General features: G+C 42.7%; 16 protein-coding genes. 4 read left to right on the plus strand and 12 right to left on the minus strand.

Annotated elements, in window-relative coordinates:
* Nucleotides 1-232: 232 nt before the first annotated feature.
* The 4 genes from ACXACS_RS10050 to ACXACS_RS10065 are packed head-to-tail and all read left to right on the plus strand — an operon-like array spanning nucleotide 233 to nucleotide 4,017.
* On the plus strand, nucleotides 233-559 hold the full coding sequence (locus ACXACS_RS10050) for a zinc ribbon domain-containing protein (protein WP_014949837.1): 327 nt from the start codon (nucleotides 233-235) through the stop codon (nucleotides 557-559).
* Nucleotides 560-853, plus strand: coding sequence for a YeaC family protein (locus tag ACXACS_RS10055; protein ID WP_014949836.1), 294 nt, complete (start codon nucleotides 560-562; stop codon nucleotides 851-853).
* Nucleotides 843-3,785, plus strand: a complete 2,943-nt coding sequence (locus ACXACS_RS10060) for a DUF349 domain-containing protein (RefSeq protein ID WP_474806231.1) — start codon at nucleotides 843-845, stop codon at nucleotides 3,783-3,785. The genes ACXACS_RS10055 and ACXACS_RS10060 overlap by 11 nt, the downstream gene beginning before the upstream one ends.
* A gap of 13 nt (nucleotides 3,786-3,798) precedes the next feature.
* The gene (locus tag ACXACS_RS10065) at nucleotides 3,799-4,017 is read left to right on the plus strand and encodes a hypothetical protein (RefSeq protein ID WP_334060561.1); all 219 of its coding nucleotides are present in this window, start codon (nucleotides 3,799-3,801) and stop codon (nucleotides 4,015-4,017) included.
* 83 nt (nucleotides 4,018-4,100) lie between these two features.
* On the opposite strand, the gene ACXACS_RS10070 is transcribed toward ACXACS_RS10065, so the two are convergent.
* The 12 genes from ACXACS_RS10070 to ACXACS_RS10125 form a co-directional block, all read right to left on the minus strand.
* Entirely contained in the window at nucleotides 4,101-4,295 is a 195-nt protein-coding gene (locus ACXACS_RS10070; RefSeq protein WP_014949833.1) for a hypothetical protein, read from the minus strand.
* A gap of 38 nt (nucleotides 4,296-4,333) precedes the next feature.
* Nucleotides 4,334-4,510 carry a DUF1328 domain-containing protein gene (locus ACXACS_RS10075; RefSeq protein ID WP_014949832.1) on the minus strand — a complete coding sequence of 59 codons (177 nt, stop codon included), beginning with the start codon at nucleotides 4,508-4,510 and terminating at the stop codon, nucleotides 4,334-4,336.
* Between the two features lie 307 nt (nucleotides 4,511-4,817).
* Nucleotides 4,818-5,462 carry a phosphoribosyl-AMP cyclohydrolase gene (locus tag ACXACS_RS10080; protein ID WP_474806234.1) on the minus strand — a complete coding sequence of 215 codons (645 nt, stop codon included), beginning with the start codon at nucleotides 5,460-5,462 and terminating at the stop codon, nucleotides 4,818-4,820.
* Between the two features lie 541 nt (nucleotides 5,463-6,003).
* Nucleotides 6,004-6,582 carry a CC0125/CC1285 family lipoprotein gene (locus ACXACS_RS10085; RefSeq protein ID WP_474806236.1) on the minus strand — a complete coding sequence of 193 codons (579 nt, stop codon included), beginning with the start codon at nucleotides 6,580-6,582 and terminating at the stop codon, nucleotides 6,004-6,006.
* A 24-nt stretch (nucleotides 6,583-6,606) separates the two neighbouring features.
* Nucleotides 6,607-6,864, minus strand: a complete 258-nt coding sequence (locus tag ACXACS_RS10090; RefSeq protein ID WP_474806238.1) for a hypothetical protein — start codon at nucleotides 6,862-6,864, stop codon at nucleotides 6,607-6,609.
* 93 nt (nucleotides 6,865-6,957) lie between these two features.
* On the minus strand, nucleotides 6,958-7,482 hold the full coding sequence (locus ACXACS_RS10095) for a hypothetical protein (RefSeq protein WP_474806240.1): 525 nt from the start codon (nucleotides 7,480-7,482) through the stop codon (nucleotides 6,958-6,960).
* 4 nt (nucleotides 7,483-7,486) lie between these two features.
* Nucleotides 7,487-7,816, minus strand: coding sequence for a DUF883 domain-containing protein (locus tag ACXACS_RS10100; RefSeq protein ID WP_474806242.1), 330 nt, complete (start codon nucleotides 7,814-7,816; stop codon nucleotides 7,487-7,489).
* 180 nt (nucleotides 7,817-7,996) lie between these two features.
* Nucleotides 7,997-10,090 carry a response regulator gene (locus ACXACS_RS10105; RefSeq protein ID WP_474806244.1) on the minus strand — a complete coding sequence of 698 codons (2,094 nt, stop codon included), beginning with the start codon at nucleotides 10,088-10,090 and terminating at the stop codon, nucleotides 7,997-7,999.
* Between the two features lie 12 nt (nucleotides 10,091-10,102).
* Nucleotides 10,103-10,555, minus strand: coding sequence for a response regulator (locus ACXACS_RS10110; RefSeq protein ID WP_039216546.1), 453 nt, complete (start codon nucleotides 10,553-10,555; stop codon nucleotides 10,103-10,105).
* Complete coding sequence (locus ACXACS_RS10115) at nucleotides 10,545-12,062, minus strand: sensor histidine kinase (RefSeq protein ID WP_474806246.1); 1,518 nt, start codon at nucleotides 12,060-12,062, stop codon at nucleotides 10,545-10,547. The genes ACXACS_RS10110 and ACXACS_RS10115 overlap by 11 nt, the downstream gene beginning before the upstream one ends.
* Nucleotides 12,063-12,066: 4 nt before the next feature.
* Complete coding sequence (locus ACXACS_RS10120) at nucleotides 12,067-12,291, minus strand: hypothetical protein (RefSeq protein ID WP_474806248.1); 225 nt, start codon at nucleotides 12,289-12,291, stop codon at nucleotides 12,067-12,069.
* Nucleotides 12,292-12,306: 15 nt separating this feature from the next.
* A complete protein-coding gene (locus tag ACXACS_RS10125; protein WP_474806250.1) occupies nucleotides 12,307-13,638 on the minus strand; it encodes a sigma-54-dependent transcriptional regulator in 1,332 nt (443 codons plus the stop codon).
* Between the last annotated feature and the right edge of the window lie 429 nt (nucleotides 13,639-14,067).

Here is a 14,067-nt window from a genome sequence, read left to right on the forward strand (position 1 = left end):
GTTTCACTGAAGGGAAATGCAACTTGGCTATCAGGTAAAAATGCGTAGCGGTGAACTTTGTATAAAAGTTAACACCCTGCGCATTTTTGTTTTATAGCGATAAGGTTAATCCACAGAATCGACTTCATTGTTGTGATGAACTTAAGTATGATACCCATCCGCGTATAAATGCGTCTTCGCTCAATAGCGAGTTGCGCATTTCCATTTCGCACCCAATAAACAGGAGCAACATATGGCATTAGTTGACTGTCCTTCGTGTAACAAAAAAACGTCTGACAAAGCGAAGACGTGTCCTCACTGTGACTTTAAAATCGGTGATGCGACCTCTGAAGATATAGAACGCAAACAAAGCTTACAAAGATTTAAAAAGTTAGCCAGTATCCAGAACCAATCCCTTCTTGCTATGCTGATATTCGTTGCGAGTTTTGGCTTCATGTATTGGGGCGGAACACGCCCAGGTGATTTGCAACATAATTTAGCTATTTTGGGCGCAGTGGTTGGCTTTGTTTGGTACTTAGTAAACCGCGCGCGTATTGTTTACATAAAGCGTTTTTCCTAAATGAATATAGAAGCACTTTTAGCCAGCATGACGCCGGAGATTTACGAGCGTCTGCGTCAGGCTGTTGAAACAGGTAAGTGGCCAGATGGCACGCCTTTAAACGAAGAGCAAAAAGCAAGCAGTATGCAGGCTGTTATGCTGTATCAAGCAAAAATAGAAAAGTCCTCTGAGCATATGACAGTAGGTGAAAGCGGCGAAATCGTACATAAAAGTAAAGCCGACTTTAAACGCTCGTTACGCGATGAGCAGGATGATAATAATACAATAGCGCGGTTTAAACAGGATGATATTTAGTCGTATATTTGCGCCTTCACACCAAAGCCCAAAGCCTGAAAAACGGATGCAGGCAATCGAGAGTCTTTCTCCCGAAAAGGCACAGGAAAAAACAATTCTTCACGAACTGGCATTTAATGACGAAGATGCAAATGTCAGTTTAGCAGCACTCGAAAAGCTTAATAGCTTTGTGCTGTGGCTTAAAATGTCACAAATTGCCAAGCAGTCTCGCGTTAAAAAAGCGGCGGAGAAAAAGGTAAACGCCGCTTTGTTAGGCGAGGGGGATGTCACACTCTCCCGCCAAGAGATATTCTCTTTTTTAACTGAAACAGCCAACGCCGATTTGGTAGTGCAGTTAGTACCGCAAATGTTGAAGAAAGAGCCTATGCTCTTACAAGATGATGCGCTAGCTAACGCGCTAATCGAAAAAGTAGCGAAGCCATCTTTCACCCAGTTTGTTTTTTTAGAAGGCGCAAGTCCCCAACTGCAGACTCAACTAGTCAACGCACATTCAGACGTATCAGATTTGCAAAAGCTTGCTAAGAAAGTGTCAGATGAAGCACTTTTTACGCAAATTAATGCGCGGATCGATGCTATCAAAGAGGCTGCAAAGCGCCCAGTGGAGCTTAAAAAGCAGCTCACTCTGGGACTTTCAAAATATCAGGCTTTACTCGACAAATCAGATGTAGAAACCATTGATGAAAAGCGCAATGAGCTTGAGAGCGAATTGACAGGGCTGTTTGCTCAAATTGACTTACTCACTTCAGAAGAACGCGCTGATTATGAAGAAAAGCGCGCGCGTATAGGTGAGCAGCTCGAGCGATATTTAAGCCGTATCCGCCCAGCATGGGAAGAGAAGCAACAAGCGTCGCAACGTGCTAATACCAAAGCTTTGTGCGAACAGCAGCTTACTTATGCCAAGGAGCAGGTAGCTTGGTTGTACAATAACAGGCTTTGTGAAGCGACGCTTGCTGATGTTGCTACGGTTAATGAAAGCGTGCGCGGTGTTGAAGCAACGCTCGAACAGCTAGCACGTCTCGATGATGAATCTGCAACTGATAAGCGAATTACACAGATTAAGCGCTCTGTCGACGAACTAAACGAGCAGCTTGATCGCTTTTCTATGCAGCAGCAATACGGCCAAAAGCTACTGATAAAACTTCAGTCGCTCGAAGACATTGCCGCTAAGATCGTTTCGGCAAGCGATAGCGAGTCGGACAAAGATACCCGGGATGTGAGCGTTGAAGAAGCTAGCGCATTGACTGAGGATTTGAGTCAGGTAAATGGTGGCGGCGCATTACAAAGCAGTAGTGTAGTGGCTCTTAAAACGGAGTTTGACGAAGCACGTCAAGCGTATAAAGCGCTTAGTCGCGAAATCGATGCCATTCCGAAGGCGTTGTCTAAACGTTTCAACGCAGCGACAAGCAGTGTAAATGCCAAAGAGCGTGCTCAAAAATCCAAAGAAAATGAGCAAGTAAAACACATTAGAAAGCACATTAGCGTTATCGATAACTTAATTGCTCAGGGTAAATTCCGCGTTGCTATTTCAAAATTTGCAAAGCTTCAGGAAAGTTATGCTGCGCTTCCTGGTTCAGCGAAAAAGTATGTAGAGAAGCGTTTTGAAAAAACCGCTGGTGATGTGTCGCGCTTAGAAGGATGGCAGGATTACCTTGCGGCGCCGCGCAAACCCGCTCTTTTAGAAGAAGCAAAAGCGTTAGCCAGTGCTGATGCAGAAAATATTAAGCAAAGAAGCGAAGCTATTAAGTATCTGCGCAAGCAATGGTTATCATTAACGCCTTCATCGTCTAGTAACGAAGAAAGCAGCGAAGACGCGTTATTACAGCAGCAATTCGATGATGCACTTGAAAAGGCCTTCGAGCCTTGTAGAGCGCATTACGCGAAGTTAGATGCACAGCGGGCTGCTGCCCGTGAACAGCGCATGTCGATTATCGCTACCGTTAAGGCAATGGACATTAACACGCCAGAAGCCGAGTTAGTGAAGGTTTTTGATAGAGCGTCTAAACAGTGGCATGCTGCAGGTCAGGTTGAACGTGAAATTTATGAACAGCTGAAGCAAGAATGGAAGGCGGTATCATCGCCCATCCAGGCTAAAGTGACTCAGTGGCAAAGCGATAATCAAGCTCAAAAGCGTGCGTTAGTCACTCAAGCTTGTCAACTTGCTACGGAAGAAGATGTCGCTGGCGCTGCCGACAAAGCTCAGCAATTGCAAAGCCAGTGGAAGCAAGTAGGCCATGCAGGTAAACGTGAAGAGAGTAAGTTGTGGGCAGAATTTAAAGCTGCCAATGACACCGTATTTGAACGTTTAAAAGCCGAGCGGAAAGTACAAAATAATGCATTTAACGCGTTAGTAGATTCGCTACTCAAGCAAGTGGAAGCTGTTGACATCAACAGCGATGATGTCACGTTTAGTCAATCAATAGGTGACGTTCGCGCTCAGTTAACCGACTTGCCTAAAGCGCAACGTACGAAAGTAGATAAAAAGATTGATTCACTTGAAAGTAAGCGTGCGGCGCAAGCGAAAAATGCACAATCTCAAGCCCGATTGGCGCGAGCTCAGGCTCTGATTTCTTTACTACAGCTAAGTGTAGGTGAGGGAAGTGGTGACGAGCAGGCTCTAGCGGAAACGTTAGGGAAGCGTTGGGCGAACGTATTATGTCAGTCTACTGGAAATGAAACAACTCAGCACGACAGACAATGGTTAACGGTAGCATTAGAAGTCGCAACTGGTATGCCAAGCCCGGATGCAGATGCATCTATACGCTCTAGTGTACAGCTACAAATGATGACGTCTAAGTTGGAACAAGGAGAGGCGGCGACCGCCCCCGACATTCTTGCCGACTGGTTATCCTACGACTCTATAGATAAAGCGGACAATAATCTGCTTCAACGTGTTGTGGCAGTAATTCATGCTCACCCAGAAATTGTTGCTTAAACGGAAAGCCTAAATGGAAAACAGTGTTGAGTTTCAATTTGAAACAGAAATGTCTGCCTATCGCTTTTTGAATACCGTGAAGCATATTGACGCAGAAGGGTTAAGAGTGAAGTTCGGGCGTACCGACCATCACGTAAGCGTACAGTATCGTTATGGTGTAGGGGAGTTTGATTCCACGCTTTCTACACTGGATGATCTTGCTCGTGAATTAGGCGGTGAAGAAGTGTCTTAACTAACCAGTTAGGTCAAACTACGTCGACTGTAAATACAAAAAGGGCCAGACAATTGTCTGACCCTTTTTTGATAAAAACGTGATTAACAGTCTTTATCTTCAGCGTCTACGCCTTCTTTCACATCTTCACAAGCGTCTTCAACGGCATTACCTGCATCGGTAACAATTTCGTCTAGCTCTTCGCCTGCGTCTTCCGCTTCACCGTCACCGCAAGCTGCTAGTGATAGTGCAAATGCTGATGCTACTAGTACCTTTGATAAGTTTTTAAATGAAAACATATCCTTACTCCTTTTTCCTATTAAAATACTTCTAACTCTTAGGCTCTTGGTGCTCTACCACGTAACGCATTTGCGATAAGTGAGATTACGAGCAACGCGATAAACACAAAGAAAAGAAACTGTGCGATACCTGTTGCTGCACCTGCGATGCCTCCAAAACCAAAAACTGCTGCAATAATGGCGATGATAAAAAATGTGATTGCCCAACCTAACATAACTAGATCCTCGTATTGCTTCCGTTACTTTCACAATAACTAATGCTATCTTTGTGCCTGTTTTTTAAGTGCATGAATTATATAGATTAAGTTTGTTTTAGATTGAAATTTTGAAACGTAATTCTCAGTGGCAGGAGTCACGATTACACAAGCGAATGCATTTTTTACATGATAGAGCAGAAGCTCTTTTCTCATCATTTAATTCAAGATGAAAAAAGAGGCAAAGCGAAAGGGAAAAACGCTTTGCCTATAAAAGGGAGGAGGTGACGCCCCACATAATCTGAGAAGATTGGGGGCTGAGCGTTACCTAGTTACCATTTGGGTTGTAAGGTAACGAAGATTGGTGAGCGACAATACGCAGGTCGCCATCACTGTCTTTCACATAGGCAAAGGTGTACTCTACTTTTGTTTCTCCGCCCTTAGTGTCAGTAAAGAAGTAGTTACCCATCGCCACCGCCATCCGACAACTGTTATTAATAATTCCTACATTGTCGAATTTCACGTTTGTATAAGGCTTAATCGCAAAACCCTTATCTTCCTGATAAGCGTCATTTCCACCGACAAAGTAAGAAAGCGCTGCATCAAAGCTTGAACGGAACTGATCATTTGCTGCAAGGGTTGGTTTAAACAGTACACTACTTAAATCATATCCGTACATGTCCTGGATAAAATCAGCCGCCTCGCCAGAGTAGTCACCGTCGTTACTAAACACTGCGCCAATACGTACAATGCCTTCACCCCACATCTTTTGTGCTGCTACAACTTCACGCTCTGTAATACATTCATCCGAATACAGTAATGCATTGTCTAGCGCCTTAGCCTTCAATACACCAACGTTCGAAGTGGCGGTCTCATTCATTTGCGGTTTGGCCACTGCACTGCAGCCTGTTACTAGCATAATCGAAGCTGCAAGAAGCGTTGTTTTTGTCATTAACGAGTTTAACTTTTTCATCGCGTGACTCCTCAGTCATTTGCAAAATAAATACGTGTTATTACCTAATTAAATTGCTGGGAGCAGAAGCTGTATAACGTTGTAAAAAGCGTTCTACAAATCTGCTCTGCAGTTCATAGGTTTAATGATAGCTAGATTGGGTGACGGAGACTTTTGTACAACATTAATAGAAGATTAATGGGTCATTAAGAATAAAGATGTTTAGACATGTATCGGTTCTGAACGAATGAATGTCTCATCTATCATGTTGATTAGTGTGTTTTAATGTTGCTTTACTTCACCGATATTACGTAATTTATACGCAAGCTTATTCGTTTACTTATATACGAAGGACTGGATTTTGCAGGCCCTTAGTCTGCTTTATAGGATGCATTTCAGGGAATGGGTGGTAGCTATGAATTTAAGGTAGTGGGCTTTAGGGCGTTCCACAGACTTGCTCGTGCAATTAAGCTATGCTTTTCAGTAACACTGATTGCGTACCGAAAAGCATTTTGTCAGAACACTGATGATGCAGTGTATAGATGTACAGAATGACGTTCAGCTAATTTGTATTCTTTGGCTCTAGAGGCTGTGACAGCACTTCTAAGACAGTAAAGGCGTTTTTACCTAAACGAGTTTTATCATTCGCCATTTTTACATCAATAGTAAAGTAGATGTCGTTAATCTGAGTATTTACTACATCGTTTGAGCTCGGGGCGGCCATTGGTTGAGCAACTTCCTCACAGCCTGACATAGTGCATTGCCTATCTGTTTGAAATATTGCTGGCTCATTTTTGCCAGCCGTTACTTCCCGCGCAATAACAGGCTTTTTATCAATATTTGTATTAATCACCTCTAGATAAGTAAAGCCTTGCTCTTGTGCGACTTCTGCGGCGCGATATAGAGCGTACTGCTGTACTTTGTCGGCCGGAGTTTTATCAGTCGCTTTAAAAAGAACCTGATACTGATTTGCAGATATTTTTTCGCTCGAATAACCATACGAGGCTTTAGAGTTCGCTGATTTGTATGGGGTAGGGGCAGCTACTGGTGTCGATGAACACCCTGCTATCGCAAAGCTTAGTGCCGCACCTGCGGTGGCAAGAAGTACGCGGCCACTTTTAATTTTACTTTTGATGTTCATCTCACAAATTCCTTAATACTGTGATTACTGAAACAAAGAGAACAGCGCGGTTCTACCTAAAACCATTAACGCTCGGTTACGCTTTGCTTTAGGCTTAGCATCTACTGCACCTTTATATGCACCAACAGAAGCTATGCCAAGTAGGGTCTCTGGCTTACCCATCATTAACGAACATTGCCTTTTTGCTTGTGTAAGTGCAACATCTGCGTGATGTTTTTGAGAAAAATAGGCATGTTCTTTTTGCGCAATATCTTTTATATTCGCTTTCAAAAAGATGTTCATAGTACTCACCTCATTATTGTTGACAGGGCACTGTCCATGGATTTGATCAAATGAACTTAATCAAAAGGGTTAATGCGCCTTTAAATCTATGCCTTACCCAAAGACCCTACGCCATGTTTGAATTAATCTGCTTAAACTTAGATAGTTGAACGCATTCTGAGCAAGCTTAAAGAAACCGAACGCCGCAAGACTATTAAGTGCTAATAACACAAGTGGTACCACAACGTAGTGCACGCCAACATTGTGAAGTATAGCGCCTATAGCAATATTTAAAATAAGCCAACAAACTGTACCAACCGCAAATGCTGCGAGGCATGCAAAAACAGTGACGAAAAAACTCTTTTTGACAAGCATGAGTTCACTATTAGTTAGCTCAAGAAATGCAAAGCCTTGTTCTTTTCTCTGAGAGAATGCTTCTTTAAATGCGTTGAATACATCGGAGAAAGACGGGTCGGGGTATTGTTGCTGGGTTGACTGCTCGTCAGGTGACTTTTCTTTGGGTGTACTTTCTCCTGTAGCGTTTTCATGGAACTTCGCCTGCGCCGAAGGCGGCGTCAGGCGAAATGGATTTTCATTGCACGTGCGAAACCGTGCTTTGTGAAAATCTAGCGCTTTCATGAATCTACTTCTTACGTAGAAGCGACGTTACTAGCATACCTGCCGCAAAAGCGATACCTGCAGTTTGAACAGGATTTTCAATCGCAAATTTGCGTACTTTTGATGCCTGCCATTTCTGCTCTGCTAAACGCTTTCTTTCAGACATGTTTTCAGCAGATGATGAGGCTGTGCGACGAATATTTTCTTCCGCCACGCCCGCACTATCGGCAAGCTTGTCTACTGACGCATGAAGGGTGTCTTTTAGTTGATCCGTTACTGGGTGACTCGGTTCAGCCACACCGTTAGCACTACTAGTTTTAACGGTTTGTGGTTTTGCTGAAGCTTGTGTAGCCATAATACTCTCCTTAATATTTTGGGTTCACAATAACTATTGCAACGGCTGTACCAATAGAATAAATCCTTTATTTACAGTTGGATAGGTTTTTAAGTTATTTGAGAGGGTGAAAGGTTTGCAAGAGAAATGCGTTATCCTTGCAAACCCCTGTAATATTTTCTTAGTCGCTAAAACGAAAGCTTAGCTTCCACCTACGACAGATGCGAGGTCATCTTTTGAAACCGGCTTAAGCAGCGCGCTATCTATTCCTATCGATTCCATTGCATCTTCTTCGGCCTCGTGTCCACTAACTATGGTAAGCAATGCATTAGGCAATTTTTCTTTAAGTTCGCCAGCCAAGTCATAACCATTGTAATCGGGTAACGTCAAATCCATTAACACGTGATCAAAGTCATTGTCTTGTGCGGTGCTAAGCGCATCAACACCACAGTACTCGGTGGTGACTTCATGACCTAAATGAACTAAAAACAACTGCAATAGCTCTGCAGCATCTTCATCATCTTCAATTACTAAAATACGTTTACTAGAAGGGCTTCCGTCACCTTTTTTCTGAGGGGGGTCTTCAGCTGCAATGTCTATATTCGTATTGGATTCAAATCCATCGCTTGATGGCATGTTTTCCTCTGGTGCGTAAGGTTTCTGTATCGGCATGTCAGCAACCTGTGCTTCCACATTGGTAAAAGTAACGTGATCGCCAGGAGGAAGGTATTGTGAGAGAAGTTGAGCGAGTGCAAAGCGGTCTATTGGTTTACCTATAACGTCATTAAAACCTTCGCGTATTAGCGACTCTCTTAATCCTTTACGACTGGCTGCGGTGACCGCAATAACGGGAATATCTTTACCATGGCGACGAATAGCGTGTAACGCTTCAATGCCATTCATCACAGGCATGTGAATATCCATGAGAACGAGGTCAAATGGTTGATTGTGTTCATCGGCCTGTAATACAGCTTCCAGTGCCTTAACACCGTTTTCCGCGTAACTAATATCTGCCTGAGACTGACTTACAAGGTGGCCGGTAAGGCGCCGAATTTCTCTTAAGTCATCGACAATCAGCACTCTGCCGGTAACATTTAAATCAATACTGCTAGATTCGACGGTTTGTATCTGACCGAGTTCTAGGTCGACGTGAGGTTGCTTGGAAATATCGCCAGGGTCAATATCGAATGTGAACGTACTACCTTCTCCAAGTCGAGATGACACGTCTATATCGCCGCCAAGCTTGGTGACAAGCTCTTTACAAATAGCTAAACCTAAACCAGCACCACCGTGATTAGCGCGCATTACATCTTCAATTTGCTCGAAAGGTTGGAAGATGTTGATCAACTTGTCTGGTGGCATACCTATGCCAGTATCGTCTACGGAAAATCTAAGTAGCTGAGGTTTTTCACTATCTGTTGGGTTTTCATCAAGGGTTATAGTAAGTGTAATACTGCCCTTATCGGTGAACTTAACCGCATTAGAAATGAGGTTAAGCAGCACTTGGCGAAGTCGGGTGGGATCTGTCTTAATAAATTCAGGGATTTTGGTGTTAGACACCACATTCAAACTTAGCCCTTTATCTTTGGCGTTCAAGCGCATTAAGGAGTGAATATCGGTAAGAAAAGCAGATAAGTTTACATCTTTAATGTTTAATTCTAGCTTCTCAGCCATTATGCGCGACATATCAAGTAAATCATTGAGCAAGCTCAATAAGTGTTTGCCGTTTGAATGAATTATCGATAGCTCTTGCTGAAACGGGCTATTCCTTGCGTCATCAATGAGAAGTTCTGTATAGCCCAAAATAGAGGTGAGAGGCGTGCGCAATTCATGGCCAAGGTGGGCTAGGAACTTGTCTTTTGCTTTGTTTTTTTGTTCAACCTTATTGCGCTCAATTCGCTCGTTTTCTATATCGCGACGAACCATGGCATAACGGATAGTACGCATAAAACGTGGCGATTCTATTTCGGACTTTTGAAGATAATCTGCGGCTCCCGCGCGCATCACCATTTCATCTACAGTAGCGTCTGACTGACCTGTTAAAATAACCACTGGCAGACTAAATTGGTTCGATTTAAGAACACCCAGAACGTCTATGGCATTCTCAGCGCCCAACAAATAGTCAAGCAAGCATAAATCAAAGTCTTCCGTCTTAAGCGCTTCTATGGCGTCAAGACTGTTTGTCACCCAAGTTAATTCAAACTTAGGTGACTCACATTGTTCTAGATAGTCAGAAGTTAAGAAGTAATCATCTTCATCATCTTCAACCAATAGAATTTTAATAACCTCTGACATCTAGTACCTCTTTTACTCGTGTGGTAACTCTACGAACTCGATCCAATAACGACCTAAAGCACGCATTAATTCAACTAATCCTTCAAAATTAACGGGTTTAGTAATGTAAGAAGCGCAACCGAGGTCGTAACCGCGGAGCATGTCTTCTTCTTCTTTCGACGTCGTTAAGATAACAACCGGAATACTGCGTAGTTTTGGGTCGTTTTTAAGTTCTTGAAGTGCTTCGCGACCATCTTTTCTTGGCATGTTTAAGTCAAGCAATATAAGGCTAGGGCGAGGCGCCGATGCTGGATCAGAATATTTCCCCTCATGACGAAGAAACTCTAACAATTCCACACCGTCTTCAACGCAAAACAAATTGTTGAGGACGCGACTTTCTTGCAGCGCGTCAACGGTTAATAGGCGATCATCCTCATCATCATCGGCCATCAAGATATTTATTGGCTGGGTTTGTTTACGCGTCATTGTGTGTCTCTCCATTATTGTTGTTAGAACCAAACGGCTCGCTATCTACCGGCACTATAATTGTAAAAGTTGCCCCGTGTCCTGGTGCGCTCATAGCAGTAATTTGGCCATTATGCCTTTCTACTATGCGTCGGCATACCGCAAGCCCTATACCCGTACCTTTATATTCGCTTCTACCATGAAGGCGTTGGAACGGAGCGAATATTTTCTCCGCGAACGACTGGTCAAAGCCAATGCCGTTGTCGGTAATTGCAATTTTTATCCAGTTATACTCTTCGGACATAAGTATATCCTGAGTATCTTCTTCGCTGGCTTCTTGTAAATTGACTTTGACAACAGGTGTTACACCTTCAGTTTGAAATTTAAGCGCGTTAGAGATTAAATTTAGAAATAATTGTTCAAGCTGTGTCTTATCCCCTCGAATGGAAGGCATATTTTCGCTTACATCTATCTGTGCTGATTTTTCATCAATGGCGATCTCTAAATCGCCTAGAACGCTCTGTATAACTTTATTTAAGTCTACATCATCAAAGTCTTTTCCCCGGGTTGATACACGAGAAAAGGCAAGAAGATCAGATATGAGCATCGACATGCGCTCTGCTGCGTTTAGCATTCGCGCTAAATAATCCTTGCCTCTCTCATCAATAACATCCTTGTATCCTGACTCTAGTCGGTTTCCAAATGCCCGAATTTTGCGAAGGGGTTCTTGTAAATCGTGTGAAGCGACAAATGCAAAATCTTCCAACTCTCGATTACTTCGTGCTAATTCATCAGAGTAAATACTAAGCTCTTGTGTCCGTTCATCTATGCGATTTTCTAAGTCCTCATTGACAGATTCAAGATCGGCCTGATACTTCTCGTGCTCTCGCGAGTTAATTTTCAATAAAAGGAAAACTGCAATAACGAGTAGTAGGGTAGTAGCTGATGAGATGATTAATGTGTTTACTGAGTCTCTTCGCAAGCTCATCAAATTTGCTAAATGCGTACCCTGCATACCACGCTCAGATGCATCAATTTCACGAAATAGCTCTTCGAATCGCCTGTAAAGGTCAATACCTTTATCGCTTTCAACTAGGTTAACGGCCTCTTTCTGCTTACCTTCCTTTATAAGTTCTACTACTTGAATAACTTCGTTGACCTTTGCCTTAGTTAGCTTTAGCAATTCCTCAATTCTTACAGATTGTTCGTCTATATCTGACGAAAAAGAGCTCACTTCTACCTCGTCCATTAACTCACCGATAACGCCAAGTGTTTCAGTATAGTCAGTTAAATATTCTTCATCGTCTGTGAGCATATAGCCGCGTTGACCAGATTCCACTCGCAGCACCGCTACATGAAGCCTATTCACTGCATTGATTACACGATTAGTTGTAAATAGTCGCGCCTCAAGTGCTGAGAGGTCGTTAAGAGTACTTACTACATAAAACGAGTTTGCAGTCATAACGACAATGATGACTACAACCAAAATTATCCAGCTGTAAATTGAAGACAGAACTTTAGAGATCATTTAATTATTCCGCATCGTTCTTACCCAGTTCTGACGTCATTTCAGAAAGGGTCTCGCTGCAGTCTTTTGCACTGCTTATTATTTTATCTAACGCCGCTAATGCTTTTTCGGGCGCAACATCACCATTTAGTGCCATTTTTACTAGCTCCGCCTGCATAGATATTCTATTTAAAGGCTTGCGAGCATCATGTACGAAAACACTTAGACGTGAGAATTCCTCGCTCGTCATATCGAGCCCCCCTTATTATTCATCTTTGCTTAGATCGCCATAGGCATGAAGGCGGTTGTACAGCGTTTTAGTACTTATCCCTAACATTTCTGCGGCCGTGGTTTTATTGCCACTTACTTTTTCTAACGTGGCGTAGATAAGCTCTTTTTCTACATCTTCAATCGTTCTTCCAGCTTGAAGGGCTGGTGTCGTACTCTGCTTCTGTGCAAAAGGAGATTCAATAGTTTTAGGTAGTTCAATCTCACTCTTCTCAGGGTCACTCATAATTGCTGCACGGTGAACGAAGTGTCTTAACTCACGAACGTTTCCTGGCCAATCATAGGCTTGAAGCGTTTCAAGTTGATTATCTTCCCATTTAAAATTAGAACCGTTATCTTTGTTAAATTCTGCAATAAAGGTTTTCGCTAGCAGCGGAATATCTTCTTTTCGTTCACGTAATGGTGGGATAGTGATTGGGAAAACGGCTAATCTAAAATAGATATCTTCGCGCAACACTTTGCTTTGCGCTATTTCTTCCATTGTTCTGTTTGTTGCAGATACTACGCGACAATTTACAGGTATAGATTTTGTGCCACCTACGCGAAGCACTACTTTATTTTCAAGTACGCGCAAAAGGTTGGGCTGCATATCGATGGGCATTTCTGTGATTTCATCTAAGAAAAGGGTGCCACCTTCCGCTTGTTCAAAAACACCTTCTTTACGACCTACCGCACCGGTGAAGGCACCTTTTTCATGGCCAAACAGTTCACTACCAATCAATTCTTTAGAAAAGGCACCACAGTTTGTGGCGATATAAGGGCCTTCACTTTCAGAAGCTCGGTGAATTGCAGCAGCAACCACTTCTTTACCAACACCACTTTCGCCTAACAGCATGACGTTAGCACTTGTCTTGCTGACCCTTGAAATGAGTTTGTATAACTCTTTCATCACGGGTGACTCGCCAATAAGCAAATCGAAGTGTTTTTCAATTGTTTCTTCTTTAGGTGTTTTGTCTTTTTGTTTTTTACTTAAAACAGCCTCAATTTCTTCGCGCTGTATTGGCTTTACAAGGTAGTCCACGGTAGGGCCACATAAGCCTTTAATCACGCTTTTAACCGAAGGGTGGCCGGTAATTAAGGTAACACGAGGGCGCTTGGGAAGCGCATCAAGTTCATTAAATAGATGAGCGCCACTACCATCAGGCAGCATAAAATCTAACAGTACGTGATCGAATGTTTCTTTCTCAAGCCAATCACGGGCTTCAGCTAATGTAGCAGCGGTTAGAACGTCGTGGCCTAAAAATTCAATAATAGTACAAGCTACTTCTGTAAACTCGGCGTCATCATCAACTAAAAGTACGGTTAGCACGTGGATGTCCCTCTCTATTACTTTCCATTTAAAATATGGAATAAAATCAATGTTATAGTTTTATCATAAACAGCAAGGAAAAATAACTAGATACCAAGTTATCATCGCTTATTTCCAAGCAAAATATTGTATAGGTCGTGTAACACTACATTAGCGTTCAAAAAAGTTGCATAAAATATTGAGACTCAATAATGCGAACGACCGTTTAAAACCTCAAATCGTTATTTGACTTAAAGGATTTTCGGATTGTTCAATGAATATTAGGCGTTACCTATTTACACACCAGTGCAAAAAGTATTCCCGATGACTTATAGCAAATATTCAAATAGGGCGATGGCACATTTTTCGCACAAAATGGTAGGGGAGCGCCCCTATTATTGGTGAAAGGGTTGGATAAATATTGCCGAAAATTTGCGTATCTAAGCTCCG

It is taken from the genome of Alteromonas sp. AWM4_230 (genome assembly GCF_056158305.1).